The organism is Bacteroides sp. D2 (genome assembly GCF_025147085.1).
GTDB lineage: Bacteria > Bacteroidota > Bacteroidia > Bacteroidales > Bacteroidaceae > Bacteroides.
This window is the reverse complement of record NZ_CP102261.1, coordinates 3,306,028-3,322,392: the sequence shown is the minus strand read 5'-3', so window position 1 is coordinate 3,322,392 and position 16,365 is coordinate 3,306,028. Positions and strand designations below refer to the sequence as shown.

Here is a 16,365-nt window from a genome sequence, read left to right as displayed (position 1 = left end):
AAATTCTCTAGTATATCTACTGAATGATGATATTCAACGAATTACGCAAACATGGAAGGCTTGCCGCCAAACGGCATCCGATGTATGAAAAGAACAAAGTTGCTAAAATACTCGGTTATGTCATGGGCGCATTCTGGGCCGGTTACCTGATATTCTTTGGTACGACGTTCGCGTTCGGATTTTCTGATATGGTTCCCAACCGGGAACCATATCATGTGATGAACGCAGTGGTTCTGATCTTTATCCTGGCACTGGACTTTCTGTTGCGTGTTCCGTTTCAAAAAACACCGACGCAGGAGGTAAAACCTTACCTCCTGCTGCCGGTTAAACGAATTCGTGTCATCGACTTCTTACTGATCCGCTCGGGACTAAGCCTGTTCAACCTGTTCTGGTTGTTTCTGTTTGTCCCTTTTTCCTTCATCACTATTACCAAGTTTTTCGGTATCCCCGGTGTCATCACCTATCTTATCGGTATCTTGCTATTGATTATTGCCAATAATTACTGGTACTTGCTTTGCCGCACTCTTATCAACGAACGTATTTGGTGGATTCTATTACCTATCGCTTTCTACGGTGGAATAGGCTGCCTTCTTTTTATTCCCGAAGATAGTCCTCTCTTCTATTTCTTCATGGATCTGGGAGACGGATACATACAGGGCAACATTCTCTATTTTCTCGGCACCATACTTGTGATTGCCATTTTATGGCTGATTAACCGCAAGATCATGTCCGGACTTATCTATGCAGAGCTGGCAAAAGTAGAAGATAGCCAGATTAAACATGTCTCCGAATATAAATTCTTCGAACGCTACGGGGAAGTTGGCGAATATATGAGGCTGGAACTGAAAATGCTTTTACGCAACCGCCGCTGCAAAGGTGCATTGCGCCATATTGCTATCGTAGTCATGGCTTTCTCCCTTGCACTTAGCTTTTCCAGTGTCTACGACAACAATTTCATGACTTCTTTCATCTGTGTATACAACTTTGCCGTATTCGGAATGATTATCCTTTCACAGATTATGTCATTCGAAGGTAATTACATTGATGGCCTGATGTCTCGTAAAGAATCAATTATGAGTCTGCTGAAAGCCAAATATTACACATACAGCATTGGCGAAATCATACCTTTCATACTCATGGTTCCCGCCATCATCATGAATAAACTCACTTTACTGGGCGCCTTTGCCTGGTTTTTCTATACCATCGGCTTTATTTATTTCTGTTTTTTCCAACTGGCTGTTTACAACAAACAGACGGTACCCTTAAACGAGAAAGTGGCAAGCCGGCAAACGAATAGCGCTATACAGATGGTGGTTAATTTCGCTGCTTTCGGTGTGCCTCTCATCTTATACAGTCTATTAAATGCATTTTTAGGTGAAACAATCACTTATATAATTCTGTTAGTTGTCGGTCTCGGATTTACCCTGACTTCTCCTTTATGGATTAAAAATGTATATCATCGTTTCATGAAACGGCGATACGAAAACATGGAAGGCTTCAGAGACAGCCGCCAATAAACGCTCATGAATCATTAACCATATAAACATTGAAGATCATGATTATCATTGACAAACTTAAAAAGAATTTCGGTGAGAAGATTGCCGTAGACATAGAACACTACGAAATCAATCAAGGCGATATGCTCGGATTAGTGGGAAACAACGGTGCCGGTAAAACAACTCTCTTCCGAATCATGCTGGATCTGCTAAAAGCAGATGATGGTAAGGTGATTATTAATGATATTGATGTCAGCCAAAGCGAAGACTGGAAAAGCATTACCGGTGCTTTCATTGACGATGGTTTTCTGATTGATTATCTCACTCCGGAAGAATATTTCTATTTCATCGGAAAGATGTACGGACTAAAGAAAGAAGAAGTGGACGAACGTCTGATTCCTTTCGAACGTTTTATGAGTGGAGAAGTGATCGGGCACAAGAAGCTAATCCGCAACTACTCCGCAGGTAATAAGCAAAAGATCGGAATTATTTCTGCCATGCTTCATTACCCGCAATTACTGATACTGGACGAACCGTTCAACTTCCTCGATCCAAGTTCTCAGTCTATCATCAAACATCTGCTCAAGAAATATAATGAGGAGCATCAAGCTACGGTTATTATATCCAGTCACAACCTCAATCATACCGTAGATGTATGTCCGAGGATCGCTTTATTGGAACACGGTGTCATCATCCGGGATATTATCAACGAGGACAACTCCGCAGAGAAAGAACTGGAGGATTATTTTAATGTAGAAGAAGAGTAAACGGTAAATAGGGAATGATAAAATAATGAATGGTAAGTATTCATCCTTACCCAAATTATTGCATAAACTAATGATGATGAGATATATAACAGAAAAGTCTGATAGCCATAAGTCTAGTATAAAGAAACCTGATAAAAAGAAAAGATACTTCCTGCAATTCATCCTTTTATTAGGACTGGTTGCCAGCCTTAGTTCCTGCCGCACTTCCGCGCCCCGGCTGGATTATCAAGCATTGGCGCGAGCTTCTATATTGTTGGGGGTAGATATTAATATGGAGGATAACCATAAGCTCTATCTGGAAGCAGCCGACTGGATAGGGGTTCCCTATCGTGGTGGAGGTGATTCGAAACGAGGAGCCGACTGTTCGGGATTAGTTTATCAAGTGTACCGTAAGGTATACCGCACCCAAGTGCCGCGTAACACGGAAGATCTGAAAAAAGAAAGTAATAAAGTCGCCAAGCGGAATCTCCGGGAAGGAGACTTGGTATTCTTCACCAGCAGTCGTTCAAAAAATAAAGTAGCTCATGTAGGCATTTACCTCAAAAACGGTAAGTTTATTCATTCCAGCACCAGTAAAGGAGTGATCGTCAGCAACTTGAACGAGAACTATTATACCAAACACTGGATAAGCGGGGGCAGGATACGTTAATTATCAACTTCTAATGATATAAAATTATGAAATCATTCATCGGAGCAGTTCTATTTATTTGCGTGGCATTCAGCGCCAATGCACAGCTTTTATGGAAAGTGTCCGGCAACGGACTGAACCAACCTGCCTATATCATAGGCACTCACCATCTGGCACCGTTCAGCATCATGGATAGCATTGCCGGACTTAAAAAGGCTATGAATGAAACCCAACAAGTATATGGAGAGATGAAAATGTCGGAAATGCAATCGCCTGCCACCATGGAAAAGATGCAAAAGGCAATGATGATTGAAAGTGATACCACGCTGAACTCTCTCCTTTCTCCGAAAGACTTTGAGACTGCTAATAAATTCTGCAAAGAAAACCTGATGGTAGATTTAAATATGGCTCCGAAGCTAAAACCTGCCTTCTTATTAAATAATGTAGTGGTGATGGCTTACGTAAAACATATAGGGAAATTCAACCCGCAAGAGCAACTCGACACATTCTTTCAAAGCCAAGCCATCCAAAACGGAAAAAAGGTGGACGGACTGGAAACTGCAGAATTCCAATTCAACCTGCTTTTCAATGGCACTTCACTACAACGGCAAGCACAACTATTAGTGTGCACTCTTAACCATATAGAGACTGAAGTAGAAAACCTGAAAAGGCTCACAAACGCCTACATGAAACAAGATCTGAACACCATGCTTAAAATCAGCGAAGAGCGTAAAGGCGATCAATGTGACGCACTTCCCGGCGAAGAAGATGCTATGATTTACAACCGTAATAAAACATGGGCTGAAAAACTACCGGCAATCATGAAGGCTGCCCCGACTTTTGTTGCAGTAGGCGCCCTGCACCTCCCCGGAGAAAAAGGATTATTAAACTTACTAAAAAGACAAGGATACACGGTAGAAGCTGTGAAATAAGAAAAGTATTTAGTACTTTTGCGGAAAAGTCTTCCCCAATGAACTACAAAACCTATTTATTCGATTTCGACTACACACTAGCCGATTCGTCGCGTGGTATCGTTAAGTGTTTCAGAATTGTGCTTACCCGGCATCAGTATTTAACCGTTACTGATGAAGCTATCAAGCGTACAATCGGCAAAACATTGGAAGAATCATTCAGCATTCTCACCGGAATTACCGACCCGGCTCAGCTGGAAGCCTTCCGGCAGGAGTACAGACTGGAAGCTGATGTGCACATGAATGTAAATACCCGTCTTTTCCCCGACACATTGTCTACGCTGAAAGAATTGAAGAAACGAGGTGCCCGCGTCGGAATTATCTCTACCAAGTATCGTTTCCGGATATTGAGTTATCTGGAAGAATTTCTGCCTAAGGATTTTCTTGATATAATAGTGGGAGGAGAAGATGTAAAAGCACCGAAACCTTCGCCGGAAGGAGTTAAATTTGCATTGGAACATTTGGGAAGTAGCCCCGAAGAGACATTGTATATTGGAGATAGCACCGTAGATGCCGAAACAGCGCAGAATGCAGGAGTCGATTTTGCAGGTGTACTAAACGGAATGACAACAGCAGAGGAACTTCGTGTTTATCCACACAAAATCATTATGCAGAATTTAGGAGAATTAGTCCAATAGGCTACAATGAGAGCTAAAATGCTCATTTATTTGCCGTAATCATTTTATCTCCTATAAAAAATAAAAGAAATATTTGTCGGGAACGAATAAAAATAGTACTTTTGTGCCCGATTATTCCGCAACGGGTTCGATAAAGAGTTCTTTAAGTGATTAAAGACCACCCGCCGGAGCTAACTTATACATTTATATATAAGATGTACGCAATTGTAGAGATTAACGGTCAGCAATTTAAAGCAGAAGCTGGTCAAAAGTTGTTCGTTCACCACATCGAAGGTGCAGAAAACGGTTCAACAGTAGAATTTGAAAAAGTTCTTTTGGTAGACAAAGACGGAAACGTAACAGTAGGTGCTCCTACCGTAGAAGGCGCTAAAGTTGTTTGCCAGGTTGTTTCAAACTTGGTTAAAGGCGACAAAGTTCTTGTTTTCCACAAGAAAAGAAGAAAAGGACACAGAAAACTGAACGGTCACCGTCAACAGTTCACTGAATTAACAATTACAGAAGTAGTAGCTTAATCAATTAAAAAGTAAGAAGAAATGGCACATAAGAAAGGTGTCGGTAGTTCTAAGAACGGCCGCGAATCACAAAGTAAAAGATTAGGCGTTAAGATATTTGGTGGCGAAGCTTGCAAAGCAGGTAACATCATCGTTCGTCAAAGAGGTACTGAATTCCACCCGGGTGAAAACATCGGAATGGGTAAAGACCACACTCTTTTCGCTTTAGTAGATGGTACAGTTAGCTTCAAAGTTGGCAAAGAAGACAGAAGATATGTTTCTGTTGTTCCTGCTACTGAGGCATAATTGCACAACTGAAAATATTTAAGAGAAGGAGATGTAATCCAATGGATTACATCTCCTTTCTTTTTATGTCTAATTCACTTCATTGTATCAGCACCTAACTAAGATTTTCCTCATAAAATGTGTATTTGATATGCATATATGTATCAGATAATACACATATACTTGCTCGATTATTCGTTTTTTCTTTATCTTTGTAGCCTTAAATAAGAAAGTTCATAAAAAGTATAGATATGCTTACCATTAAACAAATTACAGAAAACACAGAGGCGGTACTCCGCGGACTGGAAAAAAAGCATTTCAAAAATGCAAAGGAAACGATCGACCAAGTGATCGCTCTTAACGACAAGAGACGTAGCACACAAAATGAATTAGATAAGAATCTGGCAGAGGTTAACTCGCTTTCACGCACCATCGGTCAACTGATGAAAGAAGGCAAGAAAGAGGAAGCTGAAACTGCACGTGCCCGCGTTGCCGAACTAAAAGAAGGTAACAAAGAATTAGACGCCGTTATGACACAGGCTGCAACAGATATGCAGAATATACTTTACACCATCCCCAACATTCCTTACGACAGCGTACCCGAAGGTGTAGGCGCTGAAGATAACGTAGTGGAAAAAATGGGAGGTATGGAAACTGAACTTCCTAAAGATGCACTCCCCCACTGGGAACTGGCTAAGAAATATGATTTAATAGACTTCGATCTGGGTGTAAAAATCACAGGTGCAGGTTTCCCTGTATATAAAGGTAAAGGCGCACAACTTCAACGCGCTCTTATCAACTTCTTCCTGGACGAAGCACGCAAATCCGGATATACTGAAATCATGCCACCGACAGTAGTTAACGCTGCTTCCGGCTATGGCACAGGACAGCTTCCTGACAAAGAAGGACAAATGTATCATTGCGAAGTAGATGATTTATATCTGATTCCAACAGCAGAAGTGCCTGTAACCAACATCTACCGTGATGTAATTTTGGAAGAAAAACAGTTGCCAATAATGAATTGCGCCTATACACAATGTTTCCGTCGTGAAGCTGGTTCCTATGGTAAAGATGTGCGCGGACTGAATCGTCTGCACGAATTCTCCAAAGTAGAATTGGTTCGCATTGACAAACCGGAACACTCCAAACAATCTCATCAGGAAATGCTAGACCACGTAGAAGGTCTGTTGCAAAAACTGGAACTTCCATATCGTATCCTCCGCCTCTGTGGTGGTGATATGAGTTTCACTGCTGCCCTTTGTTTCGACTTCGAAGTATATTCAGAGGCACAGAAACGCTGGTTGGAAGTAAGTTCCGTATCCAATTTCGATACCTATCAGGCCAATCGTCTGAAATGCCGTTACCGTAATGCAGAAAAGAAAACCGAACTCTGCCACACACTGAACGGTTCAGCATTAGCACTGCCACGTATCGTTGCTGCCCTACTCGAAAACAACCAGACTCCGGAAGGCATTAGAATTCCGAAAGCGTTGGTTCCGTACTGCGGCTTCGACATGATAGACTAAGACTTGATCTGACAGACTAATAAAAGCACCCTTATATAGAGAGCCACTCATCAAAAGAGTGGCTTTTCTTTTATATTTCGCAAATAAGCTGTATCTTTGCCAAAATTTATATCATTCTGATAGCAGTTACGTAATAAAAACAACAAATTAATTAGATAATGAACAAAATCATTAGCAAGGAACGCTTTTCTGAAAAAGTATTCAAATTTGAAATTGAAGCTCCTTTAATTGCTAAATCTCGTAAGGCCGGACACTTCGTCATCGTACGTGTAGGCGAAAAAGGAGAACGTATGCCATTGACTATCGCAGGTTCCGATCTAAAAAAGGGCACCATTACTCTGGTAGTGCAGGAAGTCGGGCTTTCTTCTACCCGTCTCTGCGAGCTGAATGAAGGCGAATCTATCACTGACGTAGTAGGCCCACTCGGACAAGCTACCCATATAGAAAAATTCGGAACAGTAATCTGCGCTGGTGGTGGTGTAGGTGTGGCTCCGATGCTTCCTATCGTACAGGCTTTGAAGGCTGCCGGTAACCGTGTTATCACTGTATTGGCTGGACGCAATAAAGATCTTATCATCTTGGAAAAAGAAATGCGTGAAAGCTCTGACGAAGTAATTATCATGACGGATGACGGTTCTTACGGCCGGAAAGGTCTGGTGACAGAAGGTGTAGAAGAAGTTATCAAACGTGAGAAAGTAGACAAATGTTTCGCTATTGGCCCTGCCATCATGATGAAATTCGTTTGCTTGCTGACTAAAAAATATGAAATTCCGACAGATGTTTCGCTAAATACTATCATGGTGGACGGAACTGGTATGTGCGGCGCTTGCCGTATCACTGTAGGAGGAAAGACCAAATTCGTTTGTGTAGATGGTCCGGAATTCGACGGTCACCAGGTGAATTTCGACGAAATGCTGAAACGTATGGGTGCGTTCAAGAATATCGAACGCGAAGAAATGCATAAGCTGGAATCGGAATGTGAAGCAACCAAAGAAATCGATGAAAAAAGTCGTAATGCTGCTTGGAGGCAGGAGTTACGCAAATCCATGAAGCCAAAAGAACGTACGGCTATTCCTCGTGTAGAGATGAATGAACTCGATGCTGAATACCGTTCACACAGCCGTAAAGAGGAAGTTAATCAAGGATTAACAGCAGAACAGGCTGTTACAGAAGCCAAACGCTGTCTCGACTGTGCTAATCCTGGATGTATGGAAGGCTGTCCGGTAGGTATTGATATTCCCCGCTTCATTAAGAATATCGAACGCGGTGAGTTTCTCGAAGCTGCTAAAACATTGAAAGAAACAAGTGCGCTCCCTGCAGTTTGCGGCCGTGTGTGTCCGCAAGAAAAACAGTGCGAATCAAAATGTATTCATCTGAAAATGAATGAAAAGCCGGTAGCTATCGGTTATTTGGAGCGTTTTGCAGCTGATTACGAACGTGAAAGCGGACAAATCTCCGTACCTGTCATTGCAGAGAAAAACGGCATCAAAATAGCTGTTATCGGTTCAGGACCTGCAGGATTGGCATTTGCCGGAGATATGGCTAAATATGGATATGATGTAACTGTATTCGAAGCGTTGCATGAAATTGGCGGTGTATTGAAATACGGTATCCCCGAATTCCGTTTGCCAAACAAGATTGTAGACGTAGAAATCGACAACCTCGGTAAGATGGGCGTTAATTTCATCAAAGACTGTATTGTAGGAAAGACTATCGGTGTAGAAGACTTGAAAGCGGAAGGTTTCAAAGGAATATTCGTGGCTTCCGGTGCCGGACTGCCAAACTTTATGAATATTCCGGGAGAGAACTCTATCAATATCATGTCTTCAAATGAATACCTCACCCGTGTCAATTTGATGGATGCCGCCAGCGAAGATTCGGACACTCCGGTAGCATTCGGTAAGAATGTGGCAGTAATCGGTGGTGGCAACACAGCTATGGACTCTGTCCGTACGGCAAAACGTCTTGGTGCTGAACGTGCTATTATTATCTATCGTCGCTCGGAAGAAGAAATGCCTGCACGTATCGAAGAAGTAAAACATGCCAAAGAAGAAGGGGTTGAATTCCTCACTCTGCATAATCCTATCGAATATATTGCTGATGAACAAGGTTGCGTAAAACAAGTTATTCTACAAAAGATGGAATTAGGCGAACCGGATGCTTCCGGACGTCGTAGTCCTGTAGCCATCCCGGGAGCAACAGAAACAATTGACATAGATCTGGCCATTGTCAGCGTTGGGGTATCTCCTAACCCGATTGTTCCAAGCTCTATCAAAGGACTGGAATTAGGACGGAAAGGAACTATCGCAGTAAATGACAACATGGAATCTTCTATCCCGATGATTTACGCAGGTGGCGACATCGTTCGCGGTGGAGCTACTGTAATTCTGGCGATGGGTGATGGTCGTAAAGCTGCCGCTGCTATGCATGAGCAATTGAAAACAAACGCCGACAACTAACTGCCGCTTATTAACACCCGGGCTAAAACCAACTCACACGTGGGTAGAACATCGATCACCCCCGGCATAAAAAAGTAGAATAAGAAAAGCCCCGTTTACGAACTGTAAACAGGGCTTTTCTCATTTCAAATATCAAAGATACTTTCTACTTTACCACTTTATTCGTAGCAGGATCAGGGAAAATTACAGCCGGTTTAAACGACTTGGCTTCCTCAAAATCCATCAATGCATAGGACATGATTATCACAATATCATCCGGTTGCACCTTGCGGGCAGCAGCACCATTCAGACAAATTTTGCCCGAACCGCGTTCACCTTTGATAATGTAGGTTTCAAAGCGTTCACCGTTGTTATTATCAGCGATATACACTTTCTCTCCCGGAATCATGTTTGCAGCATCCAGCAGGTCTTCATCAATCGTGATACTACCCATGTAGTTCAGATTTGCCTCCGTGACACGTGCACAATGAATTTTCGACTTCAACACTTCAATCATCATAAGGTTTCGTCTTTTTAGTTATTCTTTATATTTAATGTTATCAATCAGACGGACTTCTCCACAGAACACTGTGATGCATCCCACTACATAGGAAGTATCTTCCCAATTACTAATTTTCTGCAATGTGTTTCCGTCTACGATCTCAAAATACTCCATACGCAAACCCGGAGCGGCTTCAATCGCATCTTCAACCATCTTTTGCGTCTCGCTCACTGTATGAGTGGCTGCAAAGTTACGACTTTTAAATAAGGTGCGAGAAATATTTAAAGCATTTTCACGTTCTTCTGCAGATAAACGTTTGTTCCGGCTACTTAATGCCAGTCCATCTTCCTCACGTACAATTGAACAACCTACAATTTCAAGGTTATATTTCAATTGTCGAACCATCTCACGAATAATTGCTAACTGCTGGAAGTCTTTCTCTCCGAAATATGCACGATCCGGCTGTACAGCATCAAACAGCTTGCTAACAATTTGGCAAACACCATTAAAATGTCCTGGACGGAAAGCACCTTCCATCACCGTATCCAATGGTGCATAGCTAAATTGACGGGTATCCGGTTCCGGATACATTTCGCTAACTGAAGGAGCAAAAGCGAAATCCGCCCCGCATTCTTCCAACAAACGGCAATCTGCATCCAATGTACGCGGATATTTCTCCAAGTCGTTTTTATCGTTAAACTGTGTGGGATTCACAAAAACACTCACAACAGTTACACCATTCTCACTTACGCTGCGCTTTACCAGAGATGCATGTCCCGCATGTAAAGCACCCATTGTAGGAACCAGTCCCACCTTTTTACCTTGGGCTCTTAGGACAGCCAATTCTGCCTGTAAGTCCTTGATAGTGTGCACTACTTTCATTTTCGTCAATTGGTTTATGTTTTACTCGTTTGCAAAAACTCTGCAAAATAAACTAATATTTGCCACATAAAGAAAGAATATCTTATTTAATGTGTCTTTTTTTTCGTATCTTTGCAGAATATTATAGTGAACTATTGTTATTATGACAAAGGCGAATAAAGTTTTATTTATTACTCAAGAGATTACACCTTACGTTTCAGAATCCGAAATGGCCAATATAGGTAGAAACCTTCCACAGGCGATACAAGAAAAAGGCCGTGAAATCAGAACCTTTATGCCTAAATGGGGAAATATCAATGAGCGCAGAAATCAACTGCACGAAGTGATCCGCCTCTCTGGTATGAACCTGATTATCGACGATACTGACCACCCCTTGATTATAAAAGTTGCTTCTATCCAATCCGCACGCATGCAGGTATATTTCATCGATAACGATGATTATTTCCAGAATCGTATGCAGACAACGGATGAAAATGGTATAGAATATGATGATAACGATAGCCGTGCCGTTTTCTATGCACGCGGTGTATTGGAAACAGTGAAAAAACTTCGCTGGTGTCCTGATGTCATTCACTGTCATGGCTGGATGACAGCTTTAGCTCCTCTTTATATTAAGAAAGCCTATAAAGACGAACCTTCTTTTCGCGACGCTAAAGTGGTATTCTCTGTTTATGAAGATGATTTCAAGAGTACGCTTAGCGACGATTTCGCAACAAAACTGATGCTGAAAGGTATTACTAAGAAAGATTTAGGTGATTTGAAGGAACCGGTAGACTACGCCGCTCTTTGCAAACTCGCTGTTGACTATTCGGACGGAGTAATACAAAACAGCGAAAAGGTAGACGAGTCTATTATTGAATATGCCCGCCAATCTGGCAAATTGGTACTTGACTACCAAAACCCGGAAAACTATGCAGATGCCTGCAACGAGTTCTACGATCAGGTATGGGATGCTACTGTAAACGAAGAAGAATAAAAAAATCAAGATACGACGATCATGAAAGCAAAATACGCCTTAATAGCTTTACTGGCAATCACCTTTTGGGGTTGTGATGACAACACTGCCGGACTGGGATTGGGAATGTTTCCGGGAAGCGACCAGAATATCAATGGAAAGCTATCTACATTTGATGTAACTACCGAATCCGTTCATGCCGGTGAGATTTATGCAATGACTAATGTGGGATACGTAGGTAAGTTCACTGATGAAACATTTGGAACTTATCAGGCAGGTTTCTTGGCAGAACTCAACTGCCCGTCAGGAATGACATTCCCTGGAGTATATGATGGTACTGCTTTGGACGAAAAGAAGAAAGCTACCCGCGTAATGGTAGGGGATGATAATGAAGATAATAAAGATGTCACATTCATACGTGATGACAACAATAAAATCATTGGTAACATCCACACTATCGAACTTTATTTATGGTATAGCAGTTACTTTGGAGATTCATTAACAGCTTGTCGTTTGAGTGTCTATGAATTGAGCGAGAACTTAGATACTGAACATGCCTACTATACAAATATTAATCCGGAAAACTACTACGATCACGCAGATCCTAATAGCTTATTAGGCACGAAAGCTTATACAGCAGTCGATCTTTCAGTAAAAGACTCTATTCGTAATCTTAGTACATATGTCCCTAGTGTTCATGTTTCTTTCAGAGACGAAGCTGCCAAGGAAATTGGTAAAGAGATTATAAAAAAAGCCAATGAGTTAGGTGTCAATCTTGACAATAAAGAGTTTAGGAAGATTTTTAAGGGAATTTATGTGAAGAGTGATTACGGTGATGGTACGGTACTTTATATAAATCAAGCTCAGATGAACGTAGTATATAAATGCTATGCTGTTGATACAATTACTGGTGTTAAATTGCAAAAGAAAGTAGCTGAAAATGGAGTATATAAAGACTCTACTTACTATGGATATCGTACGTTCGCTACCACTCGTGAAGTTATTCAAGCAAACCAGTTAGAGAATGATAAAGCAGCCATTCAAAATTGCATCAATAAATCTGAATGGACTTACTTAAAAAGTCCAGCTGGAATCTTTACTCAGTTAACTCTCCCTGTTAGTCAAATAGCAGAAAAGCTTCAAGGAGACACTTTGAATGCGGTAAAATTAGGAATTCCTATCTATAATGAAACCAGTGATAAGAAGTTTGGTATGTCTACTCCTAAAAATGTTTTGCTAATACGTAAAAAGTATAAAGATAGCTTCTTCAAAGGTAATCAACTCAGTGATGGTATAACTTCATCCCTATTTACTCCTACTACAACTAGTTTTACTCAATATACATTCAACAATATCACTCAAATGATAAATGATTGTTTAGGAGATGGAGAAAGAGAAAAAGCTGAGAAAAGCTTACCTATGACTCTCGAAATAATCAATTCATTGGGAGAAAAAGAGGAAAAAGTAGTCACTACTATTGAAGAATGGGAAGAATATAGCGATTGGAATAAATTTATACTTATTCCAGTACTTGTAACCACAGATTCTTCTTCAAGCAATAGTTATTACGGTTCATCAAGCAATGTTATTAGCATACAACATGATTTAAAACCGGGCTATGCACGATTAAAAGGAGGTACAAATGCCACAAATGCTTCTTTACCCAAAGAAGAACAAGATAAATACAAATTAAAACTTGAAGTTGTTTCTACAAACTTTGGAACAAAATCAAAATAAGAAATAGTCAAAATATTATAAAACAATAGCGCAGGTTACTCAATGTAACTTGCGCTATTATTTTATAATATATTTATAGACAAGTCAGATAGAATAATTTCATAATAATAACGGTATATGCTTGGGGTATTAACGGTATCGTTATCAAATAGCGTTACTATTTTATCGGATGGTGTTACTATCTTGCAGAAGAATATCCGCCAACAAAGGTCTCGACTTAATCCACACAAAAAACCGTGAGTTTGATTTTATCTCACTCACGGTTCCAATATAATAAACATAATAATTTCTTATTCTTCTACTTAGCAGCAGCCTTTTTAGCTTTACCTGTAGCCTTCTTCGGCTCCGCAGCAGCTTTCTTAACTTCAGCTTTCTTTGCAGCAGGTTTTGATTTAGCAACAGCTTTTTCTTTTACTGTCGGTTCTTTAGCATCAGCAGTCTTCTTAACAGTTGCTTTCTTTGCAGCCTCCACTTTTGCCTGCAATTTAGCCACTTCTTTCTCCAACTCTGTAATCTCATCTCCCTGGTTCTTAATTGTAGTCAACAAAGAATTTAATTCTTCACTGTCTACATCGGCAGGATATAGTGCATCTACCCGTTTGATAAAGTCACCCAGAATATTCATATAGTTAGTGAAAGCATCATAAGGAGAATCATAGATTCCACGATTCAACCACATACCATTATTCTTCGTTGTCATAAAACGGAAGTTATTGCTAGCCTGCAAATAATCCCAATCCTGTTTGATACGACGGTCGTCACACAAATGAACACGTTCAGCTACACTATACAATTTATTGAAAGCCTCGCGTTGCATAACATTACCCAGCCAACAACTAGTATCTCTTTCCTCATCAACCCATGACATCGGATATGCGACATCAAGCTGTGACACCGATTTCAGTTTCGTTACAATTTCTGTCGGTGTAGAGAAAGTGATTCCCTTAGCCTTTGCGCATTCTGGCAACGCTTTCAAGAATTCAAGAATATTAGAAGATAACGGTTGAGCCATACCAAGCGAGCTCAATTCCATGAAGATATTAATCACTTGTTCCTCTTGCGGCAATACATCAATCCAATTAATATACTTATCGGCAAACAAAGGATATTCAGCCCAATCCGAATTGGAGAAGCGCAAGCTGATGTCGTCAGAAAGTTTGAAATCCCTCAACAAAAGCTTAAGACTGGGAGCTTGATTACAGTGATAAACATAATGCGGGCTCTTCCAACCCAATACATGTTTAGCACCTTCCGTCAACATTCCCTTGAAGCCCATAGAAGCTACCAACCCACCTATTTCATCAGAATAAATCAGACTAGAATTACGGAACACTTTCGGTTCTTTACCAAACATCTGTTTCATCTTATCACGTTGACGAAGTACTTCTTCGCGGAAGCAATCCTCGTTGGCTAGTGAAGACAAGCCATGTGAATAAGGCTCACATAAGAATTCACAACAACCAGTGTCATTCAACTGATGCAATAAATCAATGACTGCCGGAGCATGAATTTCCAATTGTTCCAAGGCTACTCCCGAGATAGAAAGCGCTACTTTAAAAGCACCACCCGAATTCTTCGCCATTTCAATCAATGTATTGAGAGCAGGAATATACGAACGTTCAGCGACCTCATTCATACCCGTTTCGTTGGCATAATCATCATAATAGTAATGGTCATTACCAATATCGAAGAAACGATAACGTTTCAAATGGATAATTTGATGTATTTCAAAATAAAGACAGATAGTTCTCATTTTTATTTATTGTTTTGTTATTTACCATAGTTTCTTAACACAGCCTCATAGAGAGCACGGATTCTCAAGCCAACTTTCTCCCAAGTAATCCCATCTACTTCCTTCTTTCCCTCTTCCTTGAGGTATTCGAAAAGAGACGGATTAGTACAAAGAGAATGGATAGCGTCAGCCATTGCATGAATATCCCAGTAGTCAGTTTTTATCACCTTATCAAGAATCTCGCCACACCCCGACTGCTTAGAAATAATGGAAGGTGTTCCACACTGCATGGCCTCCAATGGAGCAATACCGAAAGGTTCAGAGACAGACGGCATGACAAATACATCGCTGTTCTTATAAACCTCATATACCTGCTTACCTTTCATAAAACCCGGGAAATGGAACCGGTCAGCAATACCGCGTTCAGCCACCAGGTTAATCATGGCATTCAACATATCGCCCGAACCAGCCATGACGAAACGAATATTACGAGTACGACGCAACACAAGTGCAGCAGCTTCTACAAAATATTCCGGTCCTTTCTGCATCGTAATACGTCCGAGGAAAGTGACCACCTTTTCTTTTGAATGATCGGGACGTGGAATGTCCAACAGCTCCTGCGACAATGGATAAACAGCATTATGCATTGCAAATACTTTTCTGGGATCTTGATGATACTCGTTAATAACAGTGCGGCGAGTCAGCTCGGATACACACATGATGCAATCGGCATGATCCATACCGTTCTTCTCTATCGAATAAACAGTAGGATTGACTTTGCCACGAGAACGGTCAAAATCCGTAGCATGCACATGGATGCAAAGCGGCTTTCCGCTAACCATTTTAGCATGTACTCCGGCAGGGTAAGTCAGCCAGTCGTGCGCATGAATGATATCAAACTCCTGCTGACGGGCCACTACCCCGGCAATGATCGAGAAATTATTAATTTCTTCGTGCAAATTTCCGGGATAACCACCCGCAAATTCCATACATCCCAAATCATTCACATGCATATAAGAAAAATCGGCATAGATATGATCGCGGAAAGAGTAATACTCTTCAGGTGTCATTTCTAACAAACGGGATTTCAAGTAGTCATAGTTGACGTCACGCCACACGATAGGTACTTGATTCATACCGATTATTTTCAAGAATTTTTCTTCTTCGCCGCTAGGCTTAGGCATACAGAAAATCGTCTCCATATCACCTTGTAGACTCAATCCTTTAGTTATTCCATAAGAAGCAACTGCAAGACCACCATATATTTTGGGAGGGAATTCCCATCCAAACATTAAAACTTTCATCTTCGTTCCTCCT

General features: G+C 41.0%; 15 protein-coding genes. 11 read left to right on the top strand and 4 right to left on the bottom strand.

From position 1 onward, the window contains the following. The first annotated feature begins 23 nt into the window (after positions 1-23). The 9 genes from NQ505_RS11515 (at position 24) to NQ505_RS11475 (ending at position 9,261) form a co-directional block, all read left to right on the top strand. A complete protein-coding gene (locus NQ505_RS11515) occupies positions 24-1,517 on the top strand; it encodes a DUF5687 family protein (protein WP_009000530.1) in 1,494 nt (497 codons plus the stop codon). A gap of 38 nt (positions 1,518-1,555) precedes the next feature. Then, on the top strand, positions 1,556-2,263 hold the full coding sequence (locus tag NQ505_RS11510) for an ABC transporter ATP-binding protein (RefSeq protein ID WP_004301798.1): 708 nt from the start codon (positions 1,556-1,558) through the stop codon (positions 2,261-2,263). Between the two features lie 25 nt (positions 2,264-2,288). Next, positions 2,289-2,912 carry a C40 family peptidase gene (locus tag NQ505_RS11505; protein WP_009000529.1) on the top strand — a complete coding sequence of 208 codons (624 nt, stop codon included), beginning with the start codon at positions 2,289-2,291 and terminating at the stop codon, positions 2,910-2,912. Between the two features lie 26 nt (positions 2,913-2,938). Continuing rightward, positions 2,939-3,823 (top strand): TraB/GumN family protein, encoded by an 885-nt coding sequence (locus NQ505_RS11500; protein WP_009000528.1) that lies wholly within the window; start codon positions 2,939-2,941, stop codon positions 3,821-3,823. A 38-nt stretch (positions 3,824-3,861) separates the two neighbouring features. Further along, positions 3,862-4,500, top strand: a complete 639-nt coding sequence (locus NQ505_RS11495; RefSeq protein WP_004324993.1) for an HAD-IA family hydrolase — start codon at positions 3,862-3,864, stop codon at positions 4,498-4,500. Between the two features lie 194 nt (positions 4,501-4,694). Continuing rightward, positions 4,695-5,012, top strand: coding sequence for a 50S ribosomal protein L21 (gene rplU / locus NQ505_RS11490; protein WP_004316691.1), 318 nt, complete (start codon positions 4,695-4,697; stop codon positions 5,010-5,012). A gap of 21 nt (positions 5,013-5,033) precedes the next feature. Beyond that, positions 5,034-5,297: a 50S ribosomal protein L27 gene (gene rpmA / locus NQ505_RS11485; protein ID WP_004301792.1), complete on the top strand. Its 264-nt coding sequence runs from the start codon at positions 5,034-5,036 to the stop codon at positions 5,295-5,297. 230 nt (positions 5,298-5,527) lie between these two features. Next, positions 5,528-6,802 (top strand): serine--tRNA ligase, encoded by a 1,275-nt coding sequence (serS, locus tag NQ505_RS11480; protein ID WP_009000527.1) that lies wholly within the window; start codon positions 5,528-5,530, stop codon positions 6,800-6,802. Between the two features lie 158 nt (positions 6,803-6,960). After that, positions 6,961-9,261 carry a bifunctional dihydroorotate dehydrogenase B NAD binding subunit/NADPH-dependent glutamate synthase gene (locus NQ505_RS11475; RefSeq protein WP_009000526.1) on the top strand — a complete coding sequence of 767 codons (2,301 nt, stop codon included), beginning with the start codon at positions 6,961-6,963 and terminating at the stop codon, positions 9,259-9,261. Between the two features lie 145 nt (positions 9,262-9,406). On the opposite strand, the gene panD is transcribed toward NQ505_RS11475, so the two are convergent. Continuing rightward, entirely contained in the window at positions 9,407-9,760 is a 354-nt protein-coding gene (gene panD / locus NQ505_RS11470; RefSeq protein ID WP_004301789.1) for an aspartate 1-decarboxylase, read from the bottom strand. A gap of 18 nt (positions 9,761-9,778) precedes the next feature. Then, complete coding sequence (gene panC, locus NQ505_RS11465) at positions 9,779-10,624, bottom strand: pantoate--beta-alanine ligase (RefSeq protein WP_004304594.1); 846 nt, start codon at positions 10,622-10,624, stop codon at positions 9,779-9,781. 142 nt (positions 10,625-10,766) lie between these two features. Between panC and NQ505_RS11460 the strand changes: the two genes are divergently transcribed. Both NQ505_RS11460 and NQ505_RS11455 read left to right on the top strand, forming a co-directional pair. Beyond that, positions 10,767-11,600 carry a glycogen/starch synthase gene (locus tag NQ505_RS11460; protein ID WP_009000525.1) on the top strand — a complete coding sequence of 278 codons (834 nt, stop codon included), beginning with the start codon at positions 10,767-10,769 and terminating at the stop codon, positions 11,598-11,600. A 21-nt stretch (positions 11,601-11,621) separates the two neighbouring features. Beyond that, entirely contained in the window at positions 11,622-13,316 is a 1,695-nt protein-coding gene (locus NQ505_RS11455; RefSeq protein ID WP_009000524.1) for a DUF4270 domain-containing protein, read from the top strand. A gap of 298 nt (positions 13,317-13,614) precedes the next feature. Here the strand turns inward: NQ505_RS11455 and NQ505_RS11450 are convergent, their stop codons facing one another. Together NQ505_RS11450 and NQ505_RS11445 are read right to left on the bottom strand one after the other, a co-directional pair. Next, complete coding sequence (locus NQ505_RS11450) at positions 13,615-15,069, bottom strand: glycoside hydrolase family 57 protein (protein ID WP_128131181.1); 1,455 nt, start codon at positions 15,067-15,069, stop codon at positions 13,615-13,617. 17 nt (positions 15,070-15,086) lie between these two features. After that, positions 15,087-16,352, bottom strand: a complete 1,266-nt coding sequence (locus NQ505_RS11445; RefSeq protein ID WP_004301784.1) for a glycosyltransferase family 4 protein — start codon at positions 16,350-16,352, stop codon at positions 15,087-15,089. Between the last annotated feature and the right edge of the window lie 13 nt (positions 16,353-16,365).

Excerpts from the sequence above, each read along its gene's own strand:
- NQ505_RS11450 (WP_128131181.1), bottom strand. The coding sequence starts at position 15,069 with ATGAGAACTATCTGTCTTTATTTTGAAATACATCAAATTATCCATTTG.
- NQ505_RS11510 (WP_004301798.1), top strand. The coding sequence starts at position 1,556 with ATGATTATCATTGACAAACTTAAAAAGAATTTCGGTGAGAAGATTGCC.
- serS (WP_009000527.1), top strand. The coding sequence starts at position 5,528 with ATGCTTACCATTAAACAAATTACAGAAAACACAGAGGCGGTACTCCGC.
- NQ505_RS11445 (WP_004301784.1), bottom strand. The coding sequence starts at position 16,352 with ATGAAAGTTTTAATGTTTGGATGGGAATTCCCTCCCAAAATATATGGT.
- NQ505_RS11460 (WP_009000525.1), top strand. The coding sequence starts at position 10,767 with ATGACAAAGGCGAATAAAGTTTTATTTATTACTCAAGAGATTACACCT.
- NQ505_RS11475 (WP_009000526.1), top strand. The coding sequence starts at position 6,961 with ATGAACAAAATCATTAGCAAGGAACGCTTTTCTGAAAAAGTATTCAAA.
- panC (WP_004304594.1), bottom strand. The coding sequence starts at position 10,624 with ATGAAAGTAGTGCACACTATCAAGGACTTACAGGCAGAATTGGCTGTC.
- NQ505_RS11500 (WP_009000528.1), top strand. The coding sequence starts at position 2,939 with ATGAAATCATTCATCGGAGCAGTTCTATTTATTTGCGTGGCATTCAGC.
- NQ505_RS11455 (WP_009000524.1), top strand. The coding sequence starts at position 11,622 with ATGAAAGCAAAATACGCCTTAATAGCTTTACTGGCAATCACCTTTTGG.
- NQ505_RS11505 (WP_009000529.1), top strand. The coding sequence starts at position 2,289 with ATGAATGGTAAGTATTCATCCTTACCCAAATTATTGCATAAACTAATG.
- panD (WP_004301789.1), bottom strand. The coding sequence starts at position 9,760 with ATGATGATTGAAGTGTTGAAGTCGAAAATTCATTGTGCACGTGTCACG.
- rplU (WP_004316691.1), top strand. The coding sequence starts at position 4,695 with ATGTACGCAATTGTAGAGATTAACGGTCAGCAATTTAAAGCAGAAGCT.
- rpmA (WP_004301792.1), top strand. The coding sequence starts at position 5,034 with ATGGCACATAAGAAAGGTGTCGGTAGTTCTAAGAACGGCCGCGAATCA.
- NQ505_RS11515 (WP_009000530.1), top strand. The coding sequence starts at position 24 with ATGATGATATTCAACGAATTACGCAAACATGGAAGGCTTGCCGCCAAA.
- NQ505_RS11495 (WP_004324993.1), top strand. The coding sequence starts at position 3,862 with ATGAACTACAAAACCTATTTATTCGATTTCGACTACACACTAGCCGAT.